The following is a 23849-nucleotide window of genomic DNA, read 5'->3' as shown; positions in this document are numbered from 1 at the left end:
GTCAACAGCGTGCTTCAGGTTCACGCCGAACCAACTTTCCCATCGCGCCGTTGCCGTGCGAACACGAACTTCAGCCACTCGCGCCCATTGACGACCAGCATGCCCACGAGCACGAGCGCCGAGCCCGCGAGAAAGGTCGGATCGAGCCGTTCATGCAGCAGCAGCGCGCCGAGCGCGACGCCGAACATCGGCGCCATGAACGACAGCACGCCGAGCCGCGACGCAAGATAGATTCTCAGCAGATAGAACCACGCAACGTAACTGAAGAAGCAGACGACGAAGGCCTGAAACCCGAGGCTCGCCCATACCAGCGTATTGCCATGAAACGTAGACTGGCCGGACAGGAGGGCAAACGGCAGCAACACGACAAAGGCCCACACCAGTTGGTAGAACAGCGTCTGCGTGGCGGGCGCTTCGCTCAGACGTGACGCGCGCACGGCGACGGTTGTCAGGCCCCACACTGCGCCCGCGCAGATCCCCAGCAAGTCGCCCAGCATCCAGTTCGGCGCCGATGGCCCCGCTCCGGCTCCCGCGCCCGGCCCGACAAAGGTAATCACAATCCCGACGAAGGCGATCGCAATGCCCGTCCACTGCGTGCGCGTCAAGCGTTCGGAAGGCAGCGCGATCTGCAGACCCACTGCCGCGAACATCGGCGCGGTGTAAAGGAACACGGCCATGTGAGAGGCCGTGGTCAGGCGCAGGCCTTCGGCAACGAACAGAAACTCGGCGGCAAACAGCACGCCGACCAGCGATCCCGGCCCGAGCGCAACGCCCTTGAGCCATTTGTCGCGCACGATCAGCCGGCCAAACACCCAGACCAGCACGGCGGCCACTCCGGAGCGCAGCGATACCTGAAGCAGTGGTGCGACATCGGCAGCGATCGATTTCATCGCCGCTTGTTGGAGTCCCCATATCAGGCACAGCATCACCATGCTTGAAACGGCGAGGCCGTCCAGAGTCTTTCTCATTGATATTTGCCAGCAGGTCTTGCGCGAAAGCGCCTTAGGCGTGGTTCGCCTGAATCGGGACAGCGCGGCGGGTCCGGCTTAATGATGTTGCGTGTGAGGCGGCTGCATGCCGTCACGACGAATCTTGTGGAGCCAGTTACCTGATCATTCCCCGCGCGCAAGGCATTCGATTGTCAATCATTTGGACTGCGTTGTCGAATCGCTGCCGGCGCGCGAAAGTCCCGTCAAGCGCTACGGAAAGATCGGCGAGGCGGGCTCCGCGCCTTCGAGATCAGCGCGCGGCACATGCTGCGCGATCAATTGCTCGATCTCATGTTCACGCGATCCGGGCACATCGGCCATGATCAGCAACTGGCCGTCGCGTATCGCATCGCGAAAACGTTCGAGCTGTGTGTTCGGCTCGTTGACGCCGATCATCGTGGCTGTCCACGCACCGAAACCAGCGCCCGCCATTGTCAGCATCACGACGGCGCCGCCCGCGATGGCCAGTTCGGCGGGCGGATAGACAAGCGCCACGAGGCCAAGCAGCGCGCCCGTCACGCCGCCGAGCGCCACGCCGCGTTCCAGCGAATGCACGACGTCGCTGCTTTGCATCAAAGAGGCTTGTGGCAATTCTTCGAGGGCGACGCTGTGATTCGCGAGCACATGGATATGCCGCCATGTGATTCGCGCGCGCAGCAGGTCGTCGACGATCGCTTTCGCGGTCAGGGTGTCGGGGGCAATGAAATAAAGGCGTCTCATATCGGCTCTCCGTCAAATGGCGGCATCCACAACGGGATGCAACGGGGCGATACCTCTAATCGTACGCCTGAATGGGCCGTTCAGCGGGCCGCAATCACACGCTATTCAGCATGCTGCAATGCGGCATCTAGCCATGTCCCGTCACGAACTTCTTCGTTGCGTGATAGCCGTGCTTCGTCGCGTCGGCAACGGCATGACCTGCCGCTTTCGCGCCGTGTCCGACCGCATGCACGCCGTTGCGAACGGCGTGCCCGGTCTCCCGGCCTGCCGTCTTGGCGTCGGTTTTGAACTGATGAGCGCCGCTCGCGAGGCTCGCGTGCGCCAGCGGGCTGACCACGGCAAGCATGGCCACGATGATTGAAATTCTGGGCGTTTTCATGTCCCTGATTTTCCCACATTGGCTGGGCGCGTACCTGAGCCAGCCCGGTAAGCATCGTGTCGAATTTGTATCGCGATGTTTCCGCATCCGTTTTCGATCAATCAGACAATCGCCTTACATCGCGCCCGCTTTCCCTCGCGCGCGCTTGCGTCTAGGCTAGAACAAGCTCGACACGCATCTCTCACCAGCGTTCTGCCGCAACGGAGCGAGGCCCACCATGCAATTGTCCGCCGTCACCGTCGTCAAGCCCGAAACGACCAACTTCATTCTCGGGCAATCCCATTTCATCAAGACCGTCGAGGATATCCACGAGACGCTCGTCGCCGCTGTACCCGGCATCAGGTTCGGACTCGCGTTCTGCGAAGCGTCCGGCAAGCGGCTCGTGCGGCGCTCCGGCACCGACGATGCGCTCGTCGAGATGGCCAGCCAGAACGCGCTGAACGTCGCGGCGGGCCACAGCTTCTTCGTGTTCCTCGGCGACGGATTTTTCCCCGTCAACGTGCTGAATGCGCTGAAGGCAGTGCCCGAGGTGTGCCGCATCTTTTGCGCGACGGCGAATCCAGTCGAGGTGCTGGTTGCGGAAACGGACCAGGGACGGGGTATCGTCGGCGTGATCGACGGATTCTCGCCGCTCGGCGTCGAAGGCGCGGAAGACGTGCAATGGCGTAAGGACCTGTTGCGCACGATCGGCTACAAACTTTGACCCGAATGGAACATCGACGCCTTGCGCCCGGTACGCTGTGGGCCGCCATCGAGCGGCAGACCGCACACGCGCTGCGCTGCGGCGCGCTGCAACCTATCGATACCGTTCAGGCCGTGATCGAAAGCGGCGTTGTTCGCTTCGTCGTGCGGCAGGTGTCGAGCCTCACGCGCAAGGAGCAGCAGCGCCGGCAAGCGCGCAAACTGCAGACGGCGAAGGGTCCTGTCGAGAATCCGTTTCTTCCGTATGAGCCCGACCTGTTCGTCGCCGATATCTCCGGAACGCATCTGGCCTTGCTCAACAAGTTCAACGTCATCGACCATCATCTGCTGATCGTCACACGCGATTTTCAGCGGCAGGAAGCGCTGCTCGATCTCGCGGACTTCGAAGCGCTGATGGCCTGCATGGCGGAATTCGATGGCATCGGCTTTTACAATGGCGGCCCCGAGGCGGGTGCCAGTCAGCCGCACAAGCATCTGCAGATCGTGCCGCTGCCGCTCGGCGATGCAGCGCCGTCCGTACCTGTCGAGCCGCTGCTAGCAGAAGCCGTCGGCGATGGGCCAGCGCTGCGCGTGCCGGGCCTGCCGTTTCGTCACGCATTCGCGCGTATCACGCTGGATCATGCGACGCCCGCCGATGCCGCAAAGGCAGCGCTTGCCTGCTACGACGCGCTGCTCGACGCGGCGGGTGTCGGCGCTATCGAGACCAACGGCGTTCCATGCCAATCGTCGCCGTACAACCTGCTCGTCACGCGCCAGTGGATGCTGCTCGTTCCCAGATCGGCGGAACACGTGGAGGGCGTGTCGGTGAACGCGTTGGGATTCGCCGGATCGCTGTTCGTGCGCGACGCGGCGCACATGGCGATGATCGAGCGGCTCGGCCCAATGACCGTGCTGCAACGCGCCGGCCTGCCCTGGCCGCAATAGGATCGCCCTATGACTGGCACATGAAACTGGTATTTCCGCCGTATTCGGGCTTCGCCTAATCTCTCCGTATCGAGAACAAACGCGCTGGCGGTTGCCGGCGACGGAGACAGGCATGACCGAGCAGTCCGCCGCATGCGATGCGCAAACCGTAATCGCCGCCGATATCGTCGTGCCCACCTCGGCTGTCGCGCTGGGCGCCACGCTCGACTACGACGCGCCGCCGCTTCCCGGCGACGCCCTTCCGCTTCTCTGGCACTGGATCTTCTTCCGCCCGACCGTCGCGCAGGCGCAGATCGGCGAAGACGGCCATCCGCGTAAAGGCGGCTTTCTTCCCGACCTTGGCTTGCCGCGCCGCATGTGGGCAGGCGGCCGCCTGCGCTTTCACGCGCCCGTGACGGTCGGCAGCGCGATCACGCGCGAATCGTCGATCCTGAACGTCAGCGAGAAGCAAGGCCGCACCGGCAAGCTCGGCTTCGTCACGGTGATCCACCGTATCTATTGCGAAGGCACGTTCGCCATCGACGAAGAACAGGACATCGTCTACCGCGAACCCGCGGCGCCGGGCACGCCCGCTCCCGCGCCGACTGCCGCGCCCGATGCCGCTCAATGGCACCGGCAGATCGTCCCCGATGAAGTGCTGATGTTCCGCTACTCGGCACTGACCTTCAACGGCCATCGCATCCACTACGACAAGCCATACGTGACGCAGGTGGAAGGCTATCCGAATCTCGTCGTGCATGGACCGCTGATCGCCACGCTGCTGATGGATCTGCTGCACAGGCAGAGCCCTGACGCGAAGGTGCTCGAATTCTCTTACAAGGCGATGCGTCCGAGCTTCATGGGCAACGTCCTTCATCTGTGCGGCCAGCCGTCGGCAGACGGCAAAACGGTCGAACTCTGGTCGAAGGACCACGAAGGCTGGCTGACCATGACGGCACGCGCGACGCTCGCCTGATTCCGCAATCCGCAACCGTATAAGAATTGATCATGATCCATACCGTCACCGATCCGTTTCAGGACATCCGCGAAGCCGTTCGCGACCTCTGCCAGCAATTCCCGGCCGAGTACTTTCGCAAGGTCGATGAAGAACGCGGCTATCCCGAAGCCTTCGTCGACGCGCTGACCAAAGCAGGCTGGCTCGCCGCACTGATCCCGCAAGAATATGGTGGCTCGGGTCTGGGGCTGACGGAAGCGTCCGTCATCATGGAAGAGATCAACCGCTCGGGCGGCAACTCGGGCGCGTGCCACGGGCAGATGTACAACATGGGCACGCTGATGCGCCACGGCTCGGCGGAGCAGAAACGGCTGTACTTGCCGAAGATCGCGAGCGGCGAACTGCGCCTGCAATCGATGGGCGTCACCGAGCCGACCACGGGCACCGACACGACGAAGATCAAGACGACGGCCGTGCGCAAGGGCGACCGCTACGTCGTCAACGGGCAGAAAGTGTGGATCTCGCGCGTCCAGCATTCCGATCTGATGATCCTGCTCGCCCGCACCACGCCGCTTGCCGATGTGACAAAGAAAAGCGAAGGCATGTCGATCTTCATCGTCGATCTGCGCGACGCGATCGGCCACGGCATGACGGTTCGTCCGATTCCGAACATGGTGAATCACGAGACCAACGAGCTGTTCTTCGACAATCTCGAGATTCCCGCTGAAAACCTGATCGGCGAAGAAGGCATGGGCTTCAAGTACATCCTCGATGGACTGAACGCCGAGCGCACGCTGATCGCAGCCGAATGCATCGGCGACGGCTACTGGTTTATCGACAAGGTCTCGCAGTACGTGAAGGACCGCGTCGTGTTCGGCCGTCCGATCGGACAGAACCAGGGCGTGCAGTTCCCGATTGCGCGCTCGTACATCAACATCGAAGCAGCGAACCTGATGCGCTTCGAGGCCGCTCGCCGCTTCGACGCGCACGAGCCGTGCGGCGCGCAGGCCAACATGGCGAAGCTGCTCGCCGCCGATGCGTCATGGGAAGCGGCCAACGCCTGCCTGCAGTTTCATGGCGGCTTCGGCTTCGCCGCTGAATACGACATCGAGCGCAAGTTCCGCGAGACGCGTCTCTATCAGGTCGCGCCCATCTCGACGAACCTGATCCTGTCGTATGTCGCCGAGCACATCCTCGGTCTGCCGCGTTCCTTCTGAGAGCGAGTCCGATCATGCGTCCGCTTCAAGGCATCAAGGTCGTTACGTTCGAACACGCGATCGCCGCGCCCTTCTGCACCCGTCAGCTCGCCGATCTCGGCGCGCGCGTCATCAAGATCGAGCGCCCCGGCACGGGCGACTTCGCGCGCGGCTACGACGAACGCGTGTCGGGCCTCGCGTCGCATTTCGTGTGGACGAATCGCTCGAAAGAAAGCATCACGCTCGATGTCAAACAGCCGCAAGCGCTCGACATCGTGCACAAACTGCTCGCCGATGCCGACGTGTTCGTGCAGAACCTCGCGCCCGGCGCGACGCAGCGCCTCGGCTTCGACTACGCGACGCTGAGCGTGAAGTATCCTCGGTTGATCGTCTGCGATATTTCAGGTTATGGACTGGATGGTCCCTTTCGCGATAAAAAGGCCTACGACCTGCTGATTCAGAGCGAATCGGGATTTCTGAGCATCACGGGTTCAGAAGGCGAGCCGGCGAAAGCGGGCTGCTCGATCGCGGACATCGCGGCCGGCATGTATGGCTACACCAACATCCTCGCCGCGCTGCTGGAACGCGCGCAGACAGGACGCGGCAAGCATATCGACGTGTCGATGCTCGAAAGCATGGTCGAGTGGATGAGCTACCCGCTCTACTACTCGATCGATGGACAGACGCCGCCGCGTCAGGCGGGCGCGTCTCACGCAACGATCTTTCCTTATGGTCCGTTCGTCGCAGGTGACGGCAAGACGGTGATGCTCGGCCTGCAAAACGAGCGCGAATGGAAGAACTTCTGCGAGACCGTGATCGAGCGTCCCGAACTGCTCACGGACGAGCGCTTCTCGTCGAACAGCGGCCGCGCGAAGCATCGCGAGGAACTCACGCGCGTCATCGTCGACGCGTTTTCCGCGTGGACAGCGGCGCAGGTGATCGAACGTCTGGAGAAGGCCAGCATCGCGAACGCGCGGATGAACGACATGCACGATGTCTGGAACCATGAACAGTTGCAGGCCCGGCAACGCTGGACGCATGTGCAAACGGCTGCGGGCGAGATCCCCGCGCTCTATCCGCCCGGCATGACCGCTGAAGATGATCCGCGCATGGACGCCGTTCCCGCGCTCGGCGCGCACACGGACGCGATCCTGCGTGAACTGGGCTTCAGCGCAGCGGAGGTGGACGCGCTGCGCGCATCCCATGCCTTGTAGCCATTCGACAACCAGACAATCCGGGCAATCACTTCAGAACAATCGCGCCCGCCTTGCCCTTGCTCTGTCCGTGGCAAGGCAACCCAACCAGGAGACAAAACCATGTCAGTCAACGCCGCCGGTCGGCTCGACCGTCTGCCCATTTGCAGTTTCCACTGGAAGATACTCGGCCTGATCGCCGGTGGCGCGTTTCTCGACGCGTTCGACATCTATCTCGCCAACGGCGCCGTCGCGGCGATGGTCAAGCAAGGCTTCACCGATCTCCGTCACGGCGCGATGTTCGTCTCGGCGACCTTCGTCGGCATGATGATCGGCGCGTATGCGGCCGGCCACATCGGCGACCGGCTCGGACGACGCTACTCGTATCAGGTGAATCTCGGCATCTTCGGCCTTGCTTCGATTGCCGCCTGCTTCGCGCCGAACATCGAATGGCTGATCGTGTTGCGCTTCATCATGGGCGTGGGACTCGGTGCCGAACTGGTGGTCGCGGCGGGCACGCTGGCCGAGTTCGTGCCGCCCGCGACGCGCGGCAAGTGGGTATCGCTGCTCGCGATCATCATCAACAGCGGACTGTTCGCGGCGCTCGCGGCGGGCTACTGGATCATCCCGAACCTCGGCTGGCGCTATATGTTCGCGATTGCGGGTATCGGCGCGTTGATCGTGTGGTTCCTGCGTCACCGGATGCCCGAATCACCGCGCTGGCTCGAATCAACGGGCCAACTCGACGAAGCCGAAGCAACGCTCGCCACAATCGAGCGTGAAGTCGAAGCCCGCGTCGGGACCTTGCCGCCCGTGCAGCGCGTGGTCAACCTGAACGTCGGCGCGGTGCCGCTGAGCGCGCTGTTCGCGCCGGGCATGCGCGGGCGCACCTTCGTTGCCGCGCTCACCGCGATTGCCGTGAACATCGGGCTGTATGGTTTCATCGCGTGGCTGCCGACCTTCTTTGTCAGCGAAGGCCTGTCGATCGTCAAGTCGCTCGGCTTCGTGATGCTGATGTCGATCGGCTCGCCCGTCGGCGGCCTGGTCGGTTATCTGATCGCGGACCGGATCGGCCGCGCGAAAGGCATCGTGCTCGCCGCGCTGGTCAGCATCGTGCTGGGGTGGATCTACGTGACGTTGCGCGAGCCTGCGCAGATCATCATCGTCGGCTTCTGTCTCGTCACGACGATCTATACGATCACGACGCTCGGGCTGTTCGGGTACATTCCCGAACTGTTTCCGACGGAAGTCCGCCTGCGCGGCACGGGCGTTGCGGGAACATGCGGACGCGCCGCGTCGATTGCGACGCCGTATCTGGCGCTGCTGCTGTATCAGCGTGTCGGCGTGTCCGGTGTCATTGCGATGGTGAGCGTGATCTTTGCCGTGCTGTGCGTCGCGATCTGCATTCTTCGCGTCGAGACGAGCCGGCACGCGCTCGAAGATGTCGCGCCAGGAACCAGCGACGCCACGTCTACCGCCCAGGACCGCGACGCGGCGCACGCGGCGGAACACGCTTAAGCGCAGATCGAAATCAGCCGGGCGTGGCTTGCTTGCGCAGCGTCACGCCCTGCCATGTTTCGCATTCGACCTGCTCCGCAATCAACTCGATGAGCGTTTGCCGCACGGCCACCGTCGCCGAATGCATCGGCACGCCGTTTGGCCAGCAGATGCTGGCAGGACGGCGAATGACGGGATCGACGATCTTGCGCATCTTCGGCATACGAGTTTGATCGAGTTGCGCGAGCGCCGATGACGGCAGAATCGTGCACGCACGGCCAGAATGGGCGATCAGCAGCATCGACGGCAACGAATCGATATCGGCGATGATGTTCAGCTCGACCTTCTCGCTCGAAAAGGTCCGCTCGATCAGAAGCCGCAAGCCATTCGACACACCGGGCGCAACCAGCTTGACGCCCGCGAGCTTCGCGAGCGGACAGGTGGTCGAACGCGGCGAGATCGCGCCGCCCGGCTCGCCGAGCAGATAGAGCGTCTCGTCGAGCACGGGCAACGCGGAAATGCCGGGCGTGTCGGACTCGCGAAACAGGATCGCGAGGTCCAGTCTGCCGTTCGCGAGCAACTCGTTGAGATAGCCGCTCATGCTTTCGAAGAACTGCAGACGGATGCCTGGGTAGCGGTCCTGGATGCGCTCGAACAGCGGCACGGCGAGCACCGATGCCATCGTGGTCGGCAAGCCGACTGCGACCGTACCCGACTCGCTGCCCGCGCCCTTCGTCACTTCCTGCTTGAGCTGTTCCATCTGCCGCAGCACGAGCCGCGCATGCCGATAGAGCGCATCGCCTTCAGCCGTCGGCGTGACGCCATGATTGCTGCGCAACAGCAGCGACACGCCGAGTTCTTCTTCGAGTCGCGCCATCTGTTGACTCAGTGAAGGCTGCGCGACAAAGAGCTTTTCCGCCGCTTTGCCAAGACTGCCGTAATCGACGATGCTGACAAAGTAGCGGAGCTGGCGAACGTCCATGAGCGGTTGAAGGTGTGAGCAGTTGTGCGATGAGCGCCGTTCGGTTTGTCGATACATGTTGGGGCGCTTGGGCTGGGAGCCCATTTTATACTGCCGCTTGCTCGATGGACGTGGGATGCGCGCTCTACACGCCGCGGCTTGCGTCGAGAATGCCTTGCGCGCGAATGATAACGGGCCGGTCGACCATCTTCCCGTCTACCGCCACAGCCGCGCCGTTCGCGCGTTCGAATGCGTCGAGCACTTTCTTCGCCCACGCTATTTCCGCCTCGCTGGGCGCGAAGCAATCGTTGATCGTCAAGACCTGTTTGGGATGAATGCAGAGCTTGCCCGCGAATCCCCAGCGCTTTGCTTTTGTCGTTTCGGCTTCGAGCAGTTGCGCATCGTCGATGGCGGGCGTCACGCCGTCGATCGGCGGTCGTATCTCCGCGACGCGCGAAATCATCACGAGCTTCGCGCGAAACGTATCCAGTTCCTCGCCATCGGATGCCATGCCCATGTCGGCGCAAAAATCGAGTGTGCCGAACATCAGTTGATGAACGAAAGGCGCCTTCGCGACTTCGAGCGCGTTCCACATGCCCTTCGCGCTTTCGATCAATGGAAAGACGGGCATCGTGCTTCGGGTCCGCGAAACGAGCGTGGAGACATCGGCTGCGCGCTCCGCTTTCGGCAAGACGATGCCCGCGACGCCGCGCAGCTTGCCGAGCGCGGCGTCCTGCTCGAACCACGGCGTGCCGACTGCGTTCACGCGGATCAGCACGGGGCGTTCCGGCGAGAGCCACTCGGCTACGGCCTGTCTGGCGCGGTCCTTGTCGCCGGGTGAGACGGCATCTTCGAGATCGACGATGACGGCGTCCGCGCCGCTGCTCAACGCCTTCTCGAAGCGCTCCGGACGCGTGCCCGGAACGAACAGAAACGAGCGATGCTGGCGATTAACAGGCTGCGACATCTCGACTCCCGACAAATGTGTTCGTCACAGTGCGCCCGTCAGTTCTGGCACGACGGTGAACAGATCGCCGACGAGACCATAATCCGCGACGCTGAAAATCGGCGCTTCTTCGTCCTTGTTGATCGCGACGATGACCTTCGAGTCTTTCATGCCAGCCAGATGCTGGATTGCGCCCGAGATGCCGACTGCGATGTAAAGCTGCGGCGCAACGATCTTGCCGGTTTGACCGACCTGATAGTCATTGGGCACGTAGCCAGCATCGACGGCTGCGCGTGATGCGCCCAACGCGGCCTGTAGTTTGTCTGCCAACGGCTCCAACACTTGCGTGTAATTCTCGCCACTTCCGAGACCGCGTCCACCCGAAACAATGATGTTCGCCGACGTCAGTTCCGGACGGTCCAGCTTCGTCACTTCACGGCTTACGAACTGCGAGATGCCGGCGTCAGCCGCTGCGTCGATCTTCTCGATGGATGCGCTGCCGCCTTCTGCTGCAACCGGATCGAAGCCAGTTGCACGCACTGTAATGACCTTGATCGGGTCTTGAGACTGGACCGTAGCGATTGCGTTGCCAGCGTAGATCGGACGGTCGAATGTATCGGCGCCGACCACAGCCGTAATTTCGCTGATCTGCGCGACGTCGAGCTGTGCGGCAATGCGCGGCGCGACGTTCTTGCCGTAGGCAGTGGCGGGCGCGAGGATGTACGAGTAATCCTTCGCGATGTTCAACACCGTCGCTTCAATATTTTCCGCTAGACCTTCGGCGAGTTGCGGCGCGTCGGCGAGCAGCACCTTCGCCACACCCGCCACCTTCGCAGCCGCATCAGCCGCGCCTTGTGCGTTGTGGCCTGCAACCAGCACATGAATGTCGCCGCTAATCTTCTGCGCGGCAGCAACCGTATTCAGCGTCGCTGCCTTTAGCGCCGCATTGTCGTGTTCAGCAATTACCAGAATCGTCATGTTCTTTCCCGTGCTTCAGAGAACTTTGGCTTCGGTCTTCAGCTTCTCGACCAGCGTCTTCACATCGGCCACCCTCACGCCAGCCGAGCGCTTCGGCGGCTCGCTGACTTTCAGGGTCTTCAGACGCGGCGTGACATCGACGCCGAGTTCCTCGGGTTTCACGATTTCCAGCGGTTTCTTCTTTGCCTTCATGATGTTCGGCAGCGTCACGTAGCGCGGCTCGTTCAGGCGCAGATCGGTCGTGATGACTGCGGGCAACGTCAGCGACAACGTTTCAGCACCACCATCGACTTCACGCGACACCGTCGCCTTGCCATCCGCGACGACAACCTTCGATGCAAACGTCGCCTGCGGCAGACCCGCCAGTGCAGCGAGCATCTGGCCCGTCTGGTTGGAGTCGTCATCAATCGCCTGCTTGCCGAGAATCACCAGCGACGGTTGTTCCTTGTCGACCAGTGCCTTCAAAAGCTTCGCGACCGCCAGCGGTTGCAAATCTTCACCCGATTCGACCAGAACCGCACGATCCGCACCAATCGCCAGCGCCGTGCGCAGCGTTTCCTGACACTGCGCGACACCGCAAGAAACAGCAACAACCTCGCTGACAACACCCACTTCCTTCAACCGCACCGCCTCTTCAACAGCGATTTCATCGAACGGATTCATCGACATCTTCACATTCGAAACATCGACGCCCGTGTTGTCCGACTTCACGCGGACCTTCACGTTGTAGTCGACCACTCTTTTGACAGGGACCAGCACTTTCATGGGCGTCTCCACTTTTATAGAAGAATCACGAGCCTGAGCTTCGTTAGCAGCCTCTATTTGAAAGCCTGCCCTGCCCCAACGCAAATACCAGATTGCTCTGCCCGTCATAGGTTTCAACGATGACGGGCACCCTCGCTGCCGATTTTTTGCAACGCCCCTACAATAGGTGTGGCCACGGCGAAGCCCCTCGCCGGTGTTGTTATACAACGCATTTACATCATGAATATTGCCCACATCAGATCGCGATTTTTCGTTGCCGTCCTGTTCTTCACGATGTTTGCCTTCGGCAATACGGTATCGGCGCAGACCGTCGATAGCTCCGATCCGCAGATACTGATCAAGTCAGTGACGCAGCAGGTGCTCGACGAAGTCCACACGCAGGCGATTGACCCATCGGATATCCCGCGCATCATGAACATCGTGAACCGGGACATCCTGCCTTATATCGACTTCGAATATACGACGCAGCTTGCCCTGGCCCGCTACTGGCGCACGGCCACGCCCACGCAACAGCAACAGCTCACGCAACAGTTCAAGATGCTGCTGATCCATCTGTATTCGGGCGCGCTCGCGCAACTCAAGCCGGATCAGAAGATCGACTATCCGCCGATGCGCGTCGCGCCGACGGACACCGACGCCGTCGTGCGCACGATCGCTTCCACCAACGCGCAGCCCGTCGAGATCGATTACCGCCTGCGCAAGACGCCGCAAGGCTGGCGCGTGTACGACCTCAACGTGATGGGCGCGTGGCTCGTGCAGACGTATCGGCAGCAGTTCGGCGAGACGATCCAGCAAAGCGGCATCGATGGGCTGCTGCGGTTTTTGACGGACCGCAATCAGCAGCTTGCGTCGGGCAAGCCGCAGTAAGCGGCGTTATCCGAAGTGGGGAATCGAAGGTCTGCGTAGCGCCCGCGCGCGCATCGTGACGCTGGAAACGCAGCACGACGCGCGCGTGGCTGGCAGACGCCAGTCGCGCATTCAGCCATTGGCCGAAGCGAACAGCGTCACGAGACGATCCAGACCGTTCACTTCCCAGTCCGGCCGCTGCCCCATTTCCTCGAACGTCTTTCCGCCGCGGTTGATCCAGCAGGTCGGAAAACCGAAGTAGCGCGCTCCCGTCGCATCCCACGCATTCGACGACACGAACAGGATTTCCCTCCGGCCGACGCCAAACGTCTGTTCCGCGAGTTCGTAAGCGCGATTGTCCGGTTTGTAGACACGCACGGGATCGACGCTCAGCAGATGGTCGAAGCTATTCCGAAGCCCTGCGTTAGTAACGACCGCATCGATCGAATGCGGCGAGCCGTTCGACAGGATGGCGAGCTTCAGGCCGCGATCCCGCAGCGCGCGCAGCGCATCCGGCACTTCCGGATAAGCCTGCAAACGCAGATACGCATCCGACAGCGAACGGCACGCACGCTCGTCGAGTTCCACCCCAAGATGCCGGATCGTGAAGCGTAACGCTTCTTCCGTCACGTGCTCGAACGGGATATAGCGGTTCATCAGGCTGCGCAGCCATGTGTATTCGAGTTGCTTCTGCCGCCATACGTTGCTGATTTCCTGGCCGCGCCCAGGGAACTGCTCGTCGCACTGGACGGAAACCGAATGAACGTCGAACAGCGTGCCGTACAGGTCGAATGCAATGGCCTTGATGTGATTCATACCGCGTTCTCCTCCAGAAAAATGTGAATCGCTGCCGCGTGCCTGACTGGTGCTCTAGTCCCGATTCTTCTCCTTGAGCCGCGCCCGATGCGCGGCCACTTTCGCTCGATTGCCGCAGACGGCCATGCTGCACCACCTGCGCGCATGGCCTCGCGTGTGATCGGCGAACAGCAGCGTGCATGCCGGGCCTTCGCACGCCTTCACCTGCGTGAAATCCTCTTCGCAGACGAGTTTCGCCAGCGCCTCGGCGATCGGCATCAGCAACGACTCCGCCGACTGCCAGCGCCGCACGGTGCGAAACGAGAACGCGGTCGTCGCGTCCGGACCGTTCGCGACGATCTCGCCATGCTGTTCGTCGCGAGCGAGCAACGCGTTTACCGGTTCGAGCCCGCGCAGATCGCTCGACGCGAGCGCATGCCCTTTCCTCTTTTTCACGTAGCCCCGAAACCACTCGCGCAGTTCGCGCGCCTTCGCCGCGACCTCGTCGAGTTCGGCGGGCGTCGCGCGCGAGCGGATCGCCGCGAGTGCATCGGGCGGCACCATGCCGGCCTGATCGAGCCAACGCAGCAGCCCTTCGCCGTCGCTGATCCAGTCGACGGGCACGTCGACGGGCGTCGCAATCGAATTCAGGAAATCGAGGCCCGGCGCGTCGGCCAAAAACATGGCCGGTATCTGGCGGTAGTCCATTGCTATGACAAATGTAAGGTGACGATGACTCCATCGTAACCACTAAAAAAGCACTTGACAAGTTACATCGCAACTTCGTAACCTATAAAACATGATATGAACGGTTACAAGAGATTGCGCGATTCTGATGCAAGGCGCGGCACAAGTCGCGTTGACCGAGTCGAGTGAAATTTATCTTTACGGAGAGAACGCCATGCCCACGATTGCCCATCGCCACGCCGACGTTGACGGTTTCAACGTGTTCTATCGGGAAGCTGGCCGCGCCGGCGCGCCGAAGCTACTACTGCTGCACGGCTTCCCGAGTTCGAGCCATATGTTCCGCGACCTGATTCCGCAGCTCGCGGACCGGTTTCACATCGTCGCGCCGGATTTGCCGGGCTTTGGCCAGTCGGACATGCCGGAGCGCGGCCAATTCGCCTACACGTTCGACAATCTCGCCAATGTGATCGACCGGTTTACGGAAGTGATCGGCTTCGACCGCTACGCGGTCTACGTTTTCGATTACGGCGCGCCGACGGGCTTCCGGCTCGCGCTGAAGCATCCCGAGCGCATCACGGCGATCATTTCGCAGAACGGCAACGCATATGTGGAAGGACTTAGCGAAGGCTGGAATCCCATTCAGGCGTACTGGAAGGAGCCGACGCAAGCGAACCGCGACGCGTTGCGGGCCATGCTGACCCGCGACACGACGATCTGGCAATACACGCACGGCGTGAGCGACACGACGCAGGTTTCGCCCGACGGCTATTCGCTCGACGACTACTACATGAACCGTCCCGGTGCCCACGAGATCCAGCTCGACCTGTTCGGCGACTATCAAAGCAACGTCGCGCTGTACCCGGCGTTCCAGCAGTACTTCCGCACGCACCAGCCGCCGTTCCTCGCGGTGTGGGGCAAGAACGATCCGTTCTTCCTGCCGCCCGGCGCCGAGGCGTTCAAGCGCGACCTGCCGAACGCGGACGTGCGCTTCTTCGATACGGGCCACTTCGCGCTCGAAACACACGCGGCTGACATCGCCGCCGCCATCACCGGCTTTCTGACTCGCTGAAACCTGAAACGACCGGCGAACGGCTGGTTCGCCTGATTACACACTGCGTCGACCGACGCGCCATCACCCTTAGGAGAACCCTCATGCGTGCAATCGTGCTCGAAAAGTTTGGCGGTATCGACAGCCTCGTCTATACGGAACTGCCGGAACCCGAACCGCTGGAAGGTCACGTCGTCATCGAAGTCAAGGCGTTCGGCGTCAACCACGCGGAAATGCATATGCGGCGCGGCGAATGGGCCGAAGCGGCGAAAGTGAGCGGAATCGAATGCGTGGGCATCGTGAAGTCGTGTCCGGGCGGCGAGTTTCCTGTCGGCGCAAAAGTCGCCGCGCTGATGGGCGGCCTCGGTCGCACGATCAACGGCAGCTACGCGGAATACACGCGGGCACCCGTTTCGAACGTCGCGCTGATCGAATCGGATCTGCCATGGGCCGAACTCGCGGCAATTCCCGAAACCTACGCGACGGCGTGGACATGCCTGTTCCGCAACCTCGAACTCAAGGCGGGGCAAACCGTTGTGATTCGTGGCGCGACTTCTTCGTTTGGACAGGCCGCCGTGAATCTCGCCGTGAATGCGGGCGCGAAGGTGATCGCGACGACGCGCAGTCCGGCGCGCTTCGACATGCTCAAAGCACTCGGTGCGGAACGCGTCGAACTGGAAGGCCCCGATCTGTCGAAGCGCATCGCAGAAGCGAAGCAGATCGACGCCGTGCTCGATCTGGTCGGCAACAGCGTGATTCTCGATTCGCTCGCGATGCTGCGCCGCGGCGGTCGCGCGTGTCTCGCTGGTTGGTTGGGCGGTCTCGCGCCGATCGCGGATTTCAATCCGTTGCTGCAAATGTCGAGCGGCGTGTACCTGACGTTCTTCGGCAGCTTTGTGTTCGGCACGCCGGGCTTTCCGCTCTCCGATGTGCCGTTGCAAGCCATCGCCGCCGATGTCGCTGCCGGCCGCCTCAAGGCCAAGCCGTCGCGCGTGTTCTCGTTCGATCAGATCCACGAAGCGCACCGTGTAATGGAAGCGAATGAAGCGGGTGGCAAGATGGTCGTCGTCCACTAAAACCTGTTGCCCCATCCAACCAGGAGAACAGACATGTCAAGCAAAGTAGCGATCGTCACGGGCGCGAGCCAGGGCATCGGCCGTTCGACGGCAATCCGATTGGCGAAGGACTTCGGGGCGGTCGTGCTGGTCGCGCGCAATCGCGAGAACCTGGACGAAACGGCGCAGGCCGTGATCCATGCGGGCGCGAAGGCGCTCGCTATCGACATCGATCTTTCGCTGCCGAATGCCGCGCAGGAAGTCGTCGATCAGGCGCTCGCGTCGTTTGGCCGGATCGACGCGTTGCTCAACATTGCAGGCGCGGTGCCGCAAATCGATGTGTTCGATATGACGGACGAACAATGGGAGCACGGGCTTGCATTGAAACTGCACGGCGCGCGGCGTCTGACGATTGCGGCGTGGCCCGCACTGAAGGCAGCGTCGGGGTCGGTCGTGCTGATGTCGGGTAACTCCGCGCTTTTTTCCGAAGGCGCCGTATGCGGCCGTCGGCACGATCAACGCGGCGATCGTCGCGTTGGCGAAGGCGTTCTCGGATCGCGGCATCGAAGACGGCGTGCAGGTCAACAGCGTGTTGCCCGGCCCGGTGATGACGGGGCGTCGCCAGTCGTATCTGGAGCATTGGGCGCCGCTGCACAATATGACTGTCGAAGAAGCGACGGCGAAGTTTCCGAAGGAAGCGGGCATTGCGCGGTACGGCGAGCCCGAGGAAATCGCCGAGTTGATGGCGTTCATCGTGTCGCCCGGCGCGCACTGGATGACGGGATCGTCGCTGCGCATGGATGGCGGAGAAGTGAAATCGATTTGAGGTCACAGCCGGCAGGCGGTGGATTCGCGTGCCGGCGTTTCGTCAAGATGCTTGCAAGAGCATCCATAAGCCTCTAATCACAACGATCACGCCAATCGCTTGCGCAATGCGATCGGGAAATGGTGCGAGACGTTCAGCTGTGATCGCCAGCGTCACGAATGCCATTGCGCGCAGATCCATCATGCCGTTGACGAGAAGCACCGACGTCAGTCCCGCGCAGCACAAGATGCAATGCACGCCGAGGCGTGTGCCTTGTTTCCATGCTTCGTTTGCGCTGCGCGTCGCCGTCAGCATGCGGCTGCACGCCAGATAACGTGACTTCCATGCGCTGAACTGCGCGATGCCTGCGAGCAGCACGACACAGCCCGCCGCGACGGGTACCGCGCGAGCCAGCGAGGGCATTTGCAACGCGAGCGACATCAGCGCGACGCCCAGCACAAACACGATCACGCCGAGAACAGCCCACACGAAAAAGTAGCCCACGCCCGCCAGCGCAGTCATCCAACGCGCACGCATCACGCCCGTTTTGCCGATGGCTTCGTGATAGCGCCACAGCACAGGCGCGAGCGACGGCAGCATCATCGCGACCATCATCACAATCCACATGCCGACGAACGTCGCCGCGACGCGTGGCCATTTCTGCCCGCACATCGGCGCCCATGTCATCGACAGCGACCAGCCGCCCGGCATCGGCAGTTCGCCCATCGACGACATCGACATGCACCCGATGACCGCCAGCACAGCCGAAGCCACGAAGACCAGCGCCGCAACACCGAAGAACGCGCGCCGTGACGCACGCGGATTCGCCACAGCCTTCAAGGTGTCCGTTCGCATGAAAACGCCAGCGAAATCCACGATCCACCTCAACGCCGTTCGTACTCGTCGTGACGCCGCCACCAGATGCCCTTCTCGTTGCGCCCTTTCGGCGCGCGGTCGAGCCACTGGTACATGCCCCACAGACCATCCACACCGCGCGCGTACGTCGAATACGCGTGATACACGACGCCGTCCTCGTGCACGAAGGTGCTGATGCCCGGCCGGTCGCGCGAATACGTGGGCACATCGGTGCCGCAACTGGCCGCGAACCGGACGACGGGTTCCGGCGCGGGCGTCATGTCCATCGCATGCCCGGCCCGCTCGAAGTTGTACTCGATGTCGCCCGTGCGCTGCTGCGCTTCCGTGAACGACACGCTGAAATCGAAGTTGAAATCGCTACCGTCCGCCGATGCCCACGGAAACTTCCATCCCATCCGCTCCTTGTAAGTCTGCAACTTCGCGAGCGGCGCGCGCGACACGGCCATCAGCGTCACATCGTGATTCGCGAGATGCACGGCCACGCCGTCGAAGCCATCCGCGATCGCCGAGCACGACGGACAGCCTGCCGTGTAGTCGGGACCGAACATGAAGTGATAGACAATCAGTTGCGAGCGTCCTCTAAAAAGATCCGACAACGTCGCGCTACCTGCGTCCGTTTCGAAACGGTACGGCTTGTCGATCTTCACCCACGGCAGCGCCTCACGCTGCCGCGCAAGTTCGTCGCTGCGCCGCGTCAACGCCTTCTCCTCTTCCAGCAGTTCGACGCGTGCTTTCAGCCATGCGTCGCGTGTGGCGACCGTATGCTTGCTCATTGTTCGTCCCTCCGTTGAATGTCCAATGCGTGCTGTCGATGAAACGTGTCGTGCTAGATTAGTGCGGGACATTCAATGGACGGGAGTGACAAGTGTGGCGTGATTCAGATGGACGCAACCCTCGCAGCCGCCGCGCGCTCGCTCGCCGCGGGTAATCCCCTCGGCGCGCTGAACCGCGTCGCGTTGCGCGACGACGCGCCTGCGCTCGCGCTGCGCGGCATTGCGATGGCGCAACTCGGCGACCTCGTGCGCGCGAAGGCGCTGATACGCAGCGCGGCGCGCGCGTTCGGTCCTAAGGAAGCCGTCGCTCGCGCGCGATGCATCGTCGCCGAAGCGGAGATTGCGCTCGCGTCGCGCGATCTCGGCTGGCCCGCGAAATCGCTCGAAGCCGCACGCCAGACGCTCGAAGCGCATGACGACCGCCTGAACGCCGCGCACGCGCGCAATCTTCAGGTGCGCCGTCTGCTGCTGATCGGGCATCTGGACGAGGCCGAACGTCTGCTGGACGGATTCGATGCCGCGCCCTTTCCACCTGCATCGAGCGCCGCGCACGAGCTGATCGTCGCGGGCATCGCGATGCGGCGTCTGCGCACGAAGACCGCGCGCGCAGCGCTGGCGAGAGCGGAGCGCGCCGCGCGCCATGCCGGTATTCCCGGTCTCGCAGCGGAAGTCGAAAGCGCAGCGCGCCTGCTGGTTACGCCCGCCGCGCGTCTGATCGCAGGCGGCGACGAACGGCTTCTGCTGCTCGAAGATGTCGAAGCATTGATGGCATCGAAAGCGCTCGTCATCGACGCTTGCCGTTACGCCGTGCGCGACGGGGACCACGTCGTGCCGCTGGCCACGCGCCCCGTGCTGTTCACGCTTGCGCGAATGCTCGCCGAGGCCTGGCCCAACGACGTGCCACGCGACACGCTGATCGAGCGTGCATTCCGCATGAAGCATGCGGACGAAACGCATCGCGCGCGACTGCGTGTCGAGATCGGACGGCTGCGCACGATGCTTGGCGCGCTCGCCGATATCGATGCAACGAAACGCGGCTTCGCGCTGACGCCGCGCCGCGCATCCGAAGTCGTCGTGCTGGCGCGGCCCGTCGAAGAAGAACACGCGTCGCTACTGGCCTTGCTCGCCGACGGCGAATCGTGGTCGAGTTCCGCGCTCGCGCTTGCGCTCGGCGCCAGTCAACGGACCGTGCAACGCGCGCTCGATACACTCGCGTCGGCGGGCAAGGTGCAGTCGTTCGGTCAGGGCCGCGCGCGCCGCTGGATGATGCCGCCCATGCCGGGTTTCGCGACAGTCTTGTTACTCCCCGCTGCGCTGCCAATCGATTAGCATGTAAGGCTCGACACTTCACCGACGAGGACGCAAGCATGAAACGCTCACCTGCTGAAATCGTGCGTGAATATGGACCTTTTCCGGGCATCGACAACGTGCATGGCGTCAGCTACGACGGCCAGCATGTGTGGTTCGCCTCGGGCGAAGCGGTCAACGCGCTCGATCCATCGAGCGGAAAAACGGTGCGTTCGATCGAGGTTCCCGCAACGGCGGGCACGGCGTTCGACGGACAGTACCTGTACCAGATCGCCGGCGACCAGATTCGCAAGGTCGATCCGCAGACGGGCGCCGTCCTCACGACGATTCCCGCGCCCGCAGGCAGCAATTCAGGGCTCGCGTGGGCGGAAGGCGCGCTGTGGGTCGGGCAGTATCAGGAACGCAAGATCCATCAGCTCGATCCGCAAACGGGCGCGATACTTCGCACGATCGAATCGAACCGTTTCGTGACGGGCGTGACGTGGGTGGATGGCGAACTGTGGCACGGTACGTGGGAAGGCGACCAGAGCGATTTGCGGCACGTCGATCCGCGCACGGGCGAAGTGCTGGAGATGCTCGATATGCCGGAAGGGGTTCGTGTGTCGGGGGTCGAGTCGGATGGTGCTGAACAGTTCTTCTGCGGCGGTGGCAACAGCGGAACACTGTGTGCTGTCCGCAGGCCGAAACGGGATGCAAAGCGCACTGATACAGAAGCACCCGTTGACGCGACGAGCGATTGACACAGTTTCCAGGAAAGCCGGCCGTCAGACAGCGCTATACTTCCGCGCTTTTACTGCTGACGCCAGGCATCAAGGAATACTTATGAGCACGCTACCCCGTTGTCCGAAATGCAATTCCGAGTTCACGTACGAAGACGGGGGCGTCTATATCTGCCCGGAATGTGCGCATGAATGGTCGGCGCAGTCAGTGATGCCGGCCGAACCAGCCGAAAAGGTCTATCGCGATTCGGCCGGAAACGTCTTGCAGGACGGCGATACCGTGACTGTCATCAAGGACCTGAAACTGAAAGGCTCGGCAGGCGTGGTCAAGATGGGCACCAAGGTAAAAAACATCCGGCTGGTGGACAGTGACCACGATATCGATTGCAAGATCGATGGCTTCGGCGCGATGAGTCTGAAGTCGGAATTCGTCAGGAAGGTGTGAGCGGCGGGCGGACAGCCCTCTGCTGCCCGCCTCACCCCGTGCGCCGATGCTCCACCGCAAACTTGATCAGCTCGGCCTGCCCTTCGATCTCGAGCTTGCGCTTCAGATTCAACCGATGCGTTTCGACGGTGCGAACTGAAAGACCGTTGCGTTGCGCGATCTGCTTGCTCGACAGCCCCTCGGCGAGCTGATCGAGAATATCGCGCTCGCGCGGCGTCAGACGTTCGATCGGATCGCGCATCGCCGACGCATGAATCAGCCGCGCGCTGAGCCCTTCGCTGAAATAGGTCTTGCCGTCGAGCACAGCGCCGATCGCGCGGATGATCTCCGCGCCCGGCGAATCCTTCAGCACGTAGCCGCTCGCGCCCGCGCGCACCGCCTGGGTCACGTATTCGACGTTGTCGTGCATCGACAGCATCAGCACGCGGATGCCCGGAAAGCGCTCATGAAACAGCGCGGCGAGCGCAATGCCGTTCATCCCTCGCATGCCCACGTCCATCAGCACGAGGTCCGGCTCGTGCGCGGCCGCGAGCGCCAGCGCTTCGTCGGCGTTACCCGCTTCGCCGACCACGGCGAAACCCGGCACGGTATCGAGCCGCGCTCGCAAGCCATCGCGCACGAGGGGATGATCGTCGACGAGGATAAGGCGCGCCGCGCCCGCTGGACTGTTCATGAAGGGTCTGCCTGCATTTCGATGTGAAGCGCTTCCCGCGCGAAAAGCGGCGCAGTCGCCGTGACGAGTGTATGGCCCGGCCGCGACACGAGCTGCAACTCGCCGTTCAGCGCCTCCAGACGCTCGCGCATGTTGCGCAAGCCAACGCCCGCGCTCGCGTCGGCCTGCACCCGTTCGACATCGAAGCCGCGGCCGTCGTCGCTGATCGACAGCGTGACGCGGCGCGCCGTGACTTCCAGCGCGACGGCAGCCTGCGTCGCGTGCGCGTGCCGGAAGATGTTCGTCAATGCTTCCTGCGCGATGCGGAACAGCGCTGTCTTCACCGTGTCGGGCAGTTGCGCGGCATGATCGTGCACGATCTGCGTAAACCCGATCGACAGATGGCTTTGCGTGCTCAGCTCGCGCGTCAGTTGTTCGAGCGCTGCTGCCAGCCCGAGATCGTCGAGCATCGAAGGACGCAGTGCATGCGAGATGCGGCGCACTTCACGCAGCGCATCGCCGAGCCGCCCGATGCCGGTGGACAGTGCCGCTTCCGCTGGCTGCACGCGCGGCTCGGTCAGCTCGAAGCGCGCGAGCGCCGACTCGAGCAGCAGCTTGACGGAGACGAGCATCTGACTGATGCCGTCATGCAGTTCGCGCGACAGCCGCGCGCGTTCGTTTTCCTGCGATTCGACCACCTGCTGCGCGAGACGCTTGAGCTTCGCGTCCGCGCTGCGGTATTCGCTGACGTTCAGCACCAACGCGCACACGGCGATCACGCACAGCCCCGCGAGCGCGATCGCGCCGATCCATAGCATGGTGTGCTCGATGTCGGAGGATGCGCGCTGGTCGATGCGCGCCAGCGTCGTGTCGACATCGTCGAGATAGATCCCCGTGCCGAGCATCCAGCCCCAGCGCGGCAGCGGCACGACATAGCCGAGCTTCGGCGCGAGCTTGCCCGTCGACGGACGATGCCACACATAGCGCACATAGCCGCCGCCCTCGGCGGCCGCCTTGATGAGCTGCTGGATGGTCAGCGAGCCCGCAGGATCACGCAAGGTCCACAGATCACGCCCGACGAGATCCGGCTCGCGCGGATGCATCAGCGAGCGGCCATGCATGTCGTAGACGAAGAAGTAGCCGTCCTGGCCAAAGTCCATTTTCTCGAGCATCGCGAGCGCGCGGTTGCGCAGGAGCGCGTCGTCGCGTGCGTTGACGCCCGCTTCGTCGTAGAGCGGCTTGATCGCGCTGGTCGCGAGATCGACGTAGTGGCGCAGTTCGATTTCCTTGCTCGCCATGTAGGCCGATTGCGTCGTGTCGTGCTGCGCGCTCGCGAGCGCGGTGGCCTGATGGCGCACGCCGAGCGCAATGCCCGCGATCGCGGCCAGAAACGGCACGAGGGCGAGCAGAAAGATCTTTGCCTTGAGTTTCATCTGTGGAAAGCCGGTCGGACTGCCTACGTAATTCTACGTAGCGCGCTTACGTAGTTGTGCGCTTGTGGCGCACGCGACGAAGACGAATACTACACGCCCAAAGCATGGCACATCTTCGACCATGCGCGGCGCTCCCCTGGCGCGTCGCAGAGGTCTCGCCAGCAGGCGCTGACGGGCATGAAAACAACTTAGCTGTGCATGGGACCAGAGTAAGGCGCTAAGG

At 62.6% G+C, this 23849-nt stretch carries 26 protein-coding genes and 1 pseudogene; 14 read left to right on the top strand and 13 right to left on the bottom strand.

From position 1 onward, the window contains the following. Positions 1 to 20: 20 nt before the first annotated feature. The 3 genes from C2L64_RS38485 to C2L64_RS38475 all read right to left on the bottom strand — a co-directional run bounded on the left by C2L64_RS38485 (position 21) and on the right by C2L64_RS38475 (position 2088). Positions 21 to 968: a DMT family transporter gene (locus C2L64_RS38485; protein WP_007577030.1), complete on the bottom strand. Its 948-nt coding sequence runs from the start codon at positions 966 to 968 to the stop codon at positions 21 to 23. Positions 969 to 1199: 231 nt separating this feature from the next. Further along, positions 1200 to 1709, bottom strand: coding sequence for a hypothetical protein (locus C2L64_RS38480; RefSeq protein WP_007577029.1), 510 nt, complete (start codon positions 1707 to 1709; stop codon positions 1200 to 1202). Positions 1710 to 1836: 127 nt separating this feature from the next. After that, positions 1837 to 2088, bottom strand: coding sequence for a hypothetical protein (locus tag C2L64_RS38475; RefSeq protein ID WP_007577028.1), 252 nt, complete (start codon positions 2086 to 2088; stop codon positions 1837 to 1839). 217 nt (positions 2089 to 2305) lie between these two features. Between C2L64_RS38475 and C2L64_RS38470 the strand changes: the two genes are divergently transcribed. The 6 genes from C2L64_RS38470 (at position 2306) to C2L64_RS38445 (ending at position 8555) form a co-directional block, all read left to right on the top strand. Beyond that, complete coding sequence (locus C2L64_RS38470; RefSeq protein ID WP_007577027.1) at positions 2306 to 2791, top strand: adenosine-specific kinase; 486 nt, start codon at positions 2306 to 2308, stop codon at positions 2789 to 2791. Positions 2792 to 2796: 5 nt separating this feature from the next. Further along, positions 2797 to 3714, top strand: a complete 918-nt coding sequence (locus C2L64_RS38465) for an ATP adenylyltransferase family protein (RefSeq protein WP_007577025.1) — start codon at positions 2797 to 2799, stop codon at positions 3712 to 3714. Positions 3715 to 3826: 112 nt separating this feature from the next. After that, positions 3827 to 4669 carry an FAS1-like dehydratase domain-containing protein gene (locus C2L64_RS38460; RefSeq protein ID WP_007577023.1) on the top strand — a complete coding sequence of 281 codons (843 nt, stop codon included), beginning with the start codon at positions 3827 to 3829 and terminating at the stop codon, positions 4667 to 4669. 32 nt (positions 4670 to 4701) lie between these two features. Continuing rightward, positions 4702 to 5865 (top strand): acyl-CoA dehydrogenase family protein, encoded by a 1164-nt coding sequence (locus tag C2L64_RS38455; protein ID WP_007577021.1) that lies wholly within the window; start codon positions 4702 to 4704, stop codon positions 5863 to 5865. 14 nt (positions 5866 to 5879) lie between these two features. After that, positions 5880 to 7058 carry a CaiB/BaiF CoA transferase family protein gene (locus C2L64_RS38450; protein ID WP_007577019.1) on the top strand — a complete coding sequence of 393 codons (1179 nt, stop codon included), beginning with the start codon at positions 5880 to 5882 and terminating at the stop codon, positions 7056 to 7058. A gap of 102 nt (positions 7059 to 7160) precedes the next feature. Continuing rightward, entirely contained in the window at positions 7161 to 8555 is a 1395-nt protein-coding gene (locus tag C2L64_RS38445; protein ID WP_007577017.1) for an MFS transporter, read from the top strand. A gap of 13 nt (positions 8556 to 8568) precedes the next feature. On the opposite strand, the gene C2L64_RS38440 is transcribed toward C2L64_RS38445, so the two are convergent. From C2L64_RS38440 to C2L64_RS38425, 4 genes are all read right to left on the bottom strand, one after another. Then, a complete protein-coding gene (locus C2L64_RS38440; RefSeq protein ID WP_007577015.1) occupies positions 8569 to 9516 on the bottom strand; it encodes a LysR substrate-binding domain-containing protein in 948 nt (315 codons plus the stop codon). A 124-nt stretch (positions 9517 to 9640) separates the two neighbouring features. Continuing rightward, positions 9641 to 10462, bottom strand: coding sequence for an HpcH/HpaI aldolase/citrate lyase family protein (locus C2L64_RS38435; RefSeq protein WP_007577012.1), 822 nt, complete (start codon positions 10460 to 10462; stop codon positions 9641 to 9643). 24 nt (positions 10463 to 10486) lie between these two features. Next, entirely contained in the window at positions 10487 to 11419 is a 933-nt protein-coding gene (locus C2L64_RS38430; protein ID WP_007577011.1) for an electron transfer flavoprotein subunit alpha/FixB family protein, read from the bottom strand. A 15-nt stretch (positions 11420 to 11434) separates the two neighbouring features. Beyond that, positions 11435 to 12184 carry an electron transfer flavoprotein subunit beta/FixA family protein gene (locus C2L64_RS38425; protein ID WP_007577009.1) on the bottom strand — a complete coding sequence of 250 codons (750 nt, stop codon included), beginning with the start codon at positions 12182 to 12184 and terminating at the stop codon, positions 11435 to 11437. A gap of 273 nt (positions 12185 to 12457) precedes the next feature. Here C2L64_RS38425 and C2L64_RS38420 point away from each other — a divergent pair, with 273 nt between their 5' ends. Next, positions 12458 to 13051: an MlaC/ttg2D family ABC transporter substrate-binding protein gene (locus C2L64_RS38420; RefSeq protein ID WP_407671922.1), complete on the top strand. Its 594-nt coding sequence runs from the start codon at positions 12458 to 12460 to the stop codon at positions 13049 to 13051. Between the two features lie 111 nt (positions 13052 to 13162). On the opposite strand, the gene C2L64_RS38415 is transcribed toward C2L64_RS38420, so the two are convergent. Together C2L64_RS38415 and C2L64_RS38410 are read right to left on the bottom strand one after the other, a co-directional pair. Beyond that, positions 13163 to 13846: a haloacid dehalogenase type II gene (locus tag C2L64_RS38415; RefSeq protein ID WP_007577005.1), complete on the bottom strand. Its 684-nt coding sequence runs from the start codon at positions 13844 to 13846 to the stop codon at positions 13163 to 13165. A 54-nt stretch (positions 13847 to 13900) separates the two neighbouring features. Continuing rightward, entirely contained in the window at positions 13901 to 14533 is a 633-nt protein-coding gene (locus C2L64_RS38410) for a CGNR zinc finger domain-containing protein (RefSeq protein ID WP_039899704.1), read from the bottom strand. A 193-nt stretch (positions 14534 to 14726) separates the two neighbouring features. On the opposite strand from C2L64_RS38410, the gene C2L64_RS38405 reads away from it, so the two are divergent. The 4 genes and pseudogenes from C2L64_RS38405 to C2L64_RS55940 all read left to right on the top strand — a co-directional run bounded on the left by C2L64_RS38405 (position 14727) and on the right by C2L64_RS55940 (position 17441). After that, positions 14727 to 15581: an alpha/beta fold hydrolase gene (locus C2L64_RS38405; protein ID WP_007577002.1), complete on the top strand. Its 855-nt coding sequence runs from the start codon at positions 14727 to 14729 to the stop codon at positions 15579 to 15581. Positions 15582 to 15664: 83 nt separating this feature from the next. Beyond that, complete coding sequence (locus tag C2L64_RS38400; protein ID WP_007577001.1) at positions 15665 to 16636, top strand: zinc-binding alcohol dehydrogenase family protein; 972 nt, start codon at positions 15665 to 15667, stop codon at positions 16634 to 16636. 33 nt (positions 16637 to 16669) lie between these two features. Further along, a pseudogene (locus tag C2L64_RS55945) lies at positions 16670 to 17032 on the top strand (SDR family NAD(P)-dependent oxidoreductase); the annotation flags it as partial. A 118-nt stretch (positions 17033 to 17150) separates the two neighbouring features. Beyond that, complete coding sequence (locus tag C2L64_RS55940) at positions 17151 to 17441, top strand: SDR family oxidoreductase (protein ID WP_279636268.1); 291 nt, start codon at positions 17151 to 17153, stop codon at positions 17439 to 17441. 42 nt (positions 17442 to 17483) lie between these two features. Here the strand turns inward: C2L64_RS55940 and C2L64_RS38390 are convergent, their stop codons facing one another. Further along, positions 17484 to 18275, bottom strand: coding sequence for a DUF2182 domain-containing protein (locus C2L64_RS38390; protein WP_051058138.1), 792 nt, complete (start codon positions 18273 to 18275; stop codon positions 17484 to 17486). A gap of 29 nt (positions 18276 to 18304) precedes the next feature. Next, positions 18305 to 19069: a DUF899 domain-containing protein gene (locus tag C2L64_RS38385; RefSeq protein WP_007576994.1), complete on the bottom strand. Its 765-nt coding sequence runs from the start codon at positions 19067 to 19069 to the stop codon at positions 18305 to 18307. A 108-nt stretch (positions 19070 to 19177) separates the two neighbouring features. Between C2L64_RS38385 and C2L64_RS38380 the strand changes: the two genes are divergently transcribed. The 3 genes from C2L64_RS38380 (at position 19178) to C2L64_RS38370 (ending at position 21541) form a co-directional block, all read left to right on the top strand. Next, a complete protein-coding gene (locus C2L64_RS38380) occupies positions 19178 to 20398 on the top strand; it encodes a hypothetical protein (RefSeq protein ID WP_007576992.1) in 1221 nt (406 codons plus the stop codon). Between the two features lie 38 nt (positions 20399 to 20436). Further along, a complete protein-coding gene (locus C2L64_RS38375) occupies positions 20437 to 21117 on the top strand; it encodes a Vgb family protein (protein ID WP_007576990.1) in 681 nt (226 codons plus the stop codon). A gap of 82 nt (positions 21118 to 21199) precedes the next feature. Beyond that, positions 21200 to 21541, top strand: coding sequence for a zinc ribbon domain-containing protein YjdM (locus tag C2L64_RS38370; RefSeq protein ID WP_007576987.1), 342 nt, complete (start codon positions 21200 to 21202; stop codon positions 21539 to 21541). A 31-nt stretch (positions 21542 to 21572) separates the two neighbouring features. Here C2L64_RS38370 and C2L64_RS38365 read toward each other — a convergent pair whose 3' ends face one another. Next, positions 21573 to 22214 (bottom strand): response regulator, encoded by a 642-nt coding sequence (locus tag C2L64_RS38365; protein ID WP_007576985.1) that lies wholly within the window; start codon positions 22212 to 22214, stop codon positions 21573 to 21575. Then, entirely contained in the window at positions 22211 to 23626 is a 1416-nt protein-coding gene (locus C2L64_RS38360) for a cache domain-containing protein (protein ID WP_007576983.1), read from the bottom strand. Before C2L64_RS38360 ends, C2L64_RS38365 begins: the two co-directional genes overlap by 4 nt. Positions 23627 to 23849 lie beyond the last annotated feature (223 nt).

The organism is Paraburkholderia hospita (assembly GCF_002902965.1).
Lineage (GTDB): Bacteria > Pseudomonadota > Gammaproteobacteria > Burkholderiales > Burkholderiaceae > Paraburkholderia > Paraburkholderia hospita.
This window is presented reverse-complemented; position numbering and strand designations above follow the sequence as displayed.

Excerpts from the sequence above, each read along its gene's own strand:
- C2L64_RS38400 (WP_007577001.1), top strand. The coding sequence starts at position 15,665 with ATGCGTGCAATCGTGCTCGAAAAGTTTGGCGGTATCGACAGCCTCGTC.
- C2L64_RS38385 (WP_007576994.1), bottom strand. The coding sequence starts at position 19,069 with ATGAGCAAGCATACGGTCGCCACACGCGACGCATGGCTGAAAGCACGC.
- C2L64_RS38450 (WP_007577019.1), top strand. The coding sequence starts at position 5,880 with ATGCGTCCGCTTCAAGGCATCAAGGTCGTTACGTTCGAACACGCGATC.
- C2L64_RS38480 (WP_007577029.1), bottom strand. The coding sequence starts at position 1,709 with ATGAGACGCCTTTATTTCATTGCCCCCGACACCCTGACCGCGAAAGCG.
- C2L64_RS38470 (WP_007577027.1), top strand. The coding sequence starts at position 2,306 with ATGCAATTGTCCGCCGTCACCGTCGTCAAGCCCGAAACGACCAACTTC.
- C2L64_RS38360 (WP_007576983.1), bottom strand. The coding sequence starts at position 23,626 with ATGAAACTCAAGGCAAAGATCTTTCTGCTCGCCCTCGTGCCGTTTCTG.
- C2L64_RS38455 (WP_007577021.1), top strand. The coding sequence starts at position 4,702 with ATGATCCATACCGTCACCGATCCGTTTCAGGACATCCGCGAAGCCGTT.
- C2L64_RS38430 (WP_007577011.1), bottom strand. The coding sequence starts at position 11,419 with ATGACGATTCTGGTAATTGCTGAACACGACAATGCGGCGCTAAAGGCA.
- C2L64_RS38460 (WP_007577023.1), top strand. The coding sequence starts at position 3,827 with ATGACCGAGCAGTCCGCCGCATGCGATGCGCAAACCGTAATCGCCGCC.
- C2L64_RS38410 (WP_039899704.1), bottom strand. The coding sequence starts at position 14,533 with ATGGACTACCGCCAGATACCGGCCATGTTTTTGGCCGACGCGCCGGGC.
- C2L64_RS38425 (WP_007577009.1), bottom strand. The coding sequence starts at position 12,184 with ATGAAAGTGCTGGTCCCTGTCAAAAGAGTGGTCGACTACAACGTGAAG.
- C2L64_RS38420 (WP_407671922.1), top strand. The coding sequence starts at position 12,458 with ATGTTTGCCTTCGGCAATACGGTATCGGCGCAGACCGTCGATAGCTCC.
- C2L64_RS38465 (WP_007577025.1), top strand. The coding sequence starts at position 2,797 with ATGGAACATCGACGCCTTGCGCCCGGTACGCTGTGGGCCGCCATCGAG.
- C2L64_RS38485 (WP_007577030.1), bottom strand. The coding sequence starts at position 968 with ATGAGAAAGACTCTGGACGGCCTCGCCGTTTCAAGCATGGTGATGCTG.
- C2L64_RS38370 (WP_007576987.1), top strand. The coding sequence starts at position 21,200 with ATGAGCACGCTACCCCGTTGTCCGAAATGCAATTCCGAGTTCACGTAC.
- C2L64_RS38380 (WP_007576992.1), top strand. The coding sequence starts at position 19,178 with ATGGACGCAACCCTCGCAGCCGCCGCGCGCTCGCTCGCCGCGGGTAAT.
- C2L64_RS38415 (WP_007577005.1), bottom strand. The coding sequence starts at position 13,846 with ATGAATCACATCAAGGCCATTGCATTCGACCTGTACGGCACGCTGTTC.
- C2L64_RS38440 (WP_007577015.1), bottom strand. The coding sequence starts at position 9,516 with ATGGACGTTCGCCAGCTCCGCTACTTTGTCAGCATCGTCGATTACGGC.
- C2L64_RS38445 (WP_007577017.1), top strand. The coding sequence starts at position 7,161 with ATGTCAGTCAACGCCGCCGGTCGGCTCGACCGTCTGCCCATTTGCAGT.
- C2L64_RS38405 (WP_007577002.1), top strand. The coding sequence starts at position 14,727 with ATGCCCACGATTGCCCATCGCCACGCCGACGTTGACGGTTTCAACGTG.
- C2L64_RS38375 (WP_007576990.1), top strand. The coding sequence starts at position 20,437 with ATGAAACGCTCACCTGCTGAAATCGTGCGTGAATATGGACCTTTTCCG.
- C2L64_RS38365 (WP_007576985.1), bottom strand. The coding sequence starts at position 22,214 with ATGAACAGTCCAGCGGGCGCGGCGCGCCTTATCCTCGTCGACGATCAT.
- C2L64_RS38475 (WP_007577028.1), bottom strand. The coding sequence starts at position 2,088 with ATGAAAACGCCCAGAATTTCAATCATCGTGGCCATGCTTGCCGTGGTC.
- C2L64_RS38435 (WP_007577012.1), bottom strand. The coding sequence starts at position 10,462 with ATGTCGCAGCCTGTTAATCGCCAGCATCGCTCGTTTCTGTTCGTTCCG.
- C2L64_RS38390 (WP_051058138.1), bottom strand. The coding sequence starts at position 18,275 with ATGCGAACGGACACCTTGAAGGCTGTGGCGAATCCGCGTGCGTCACGG.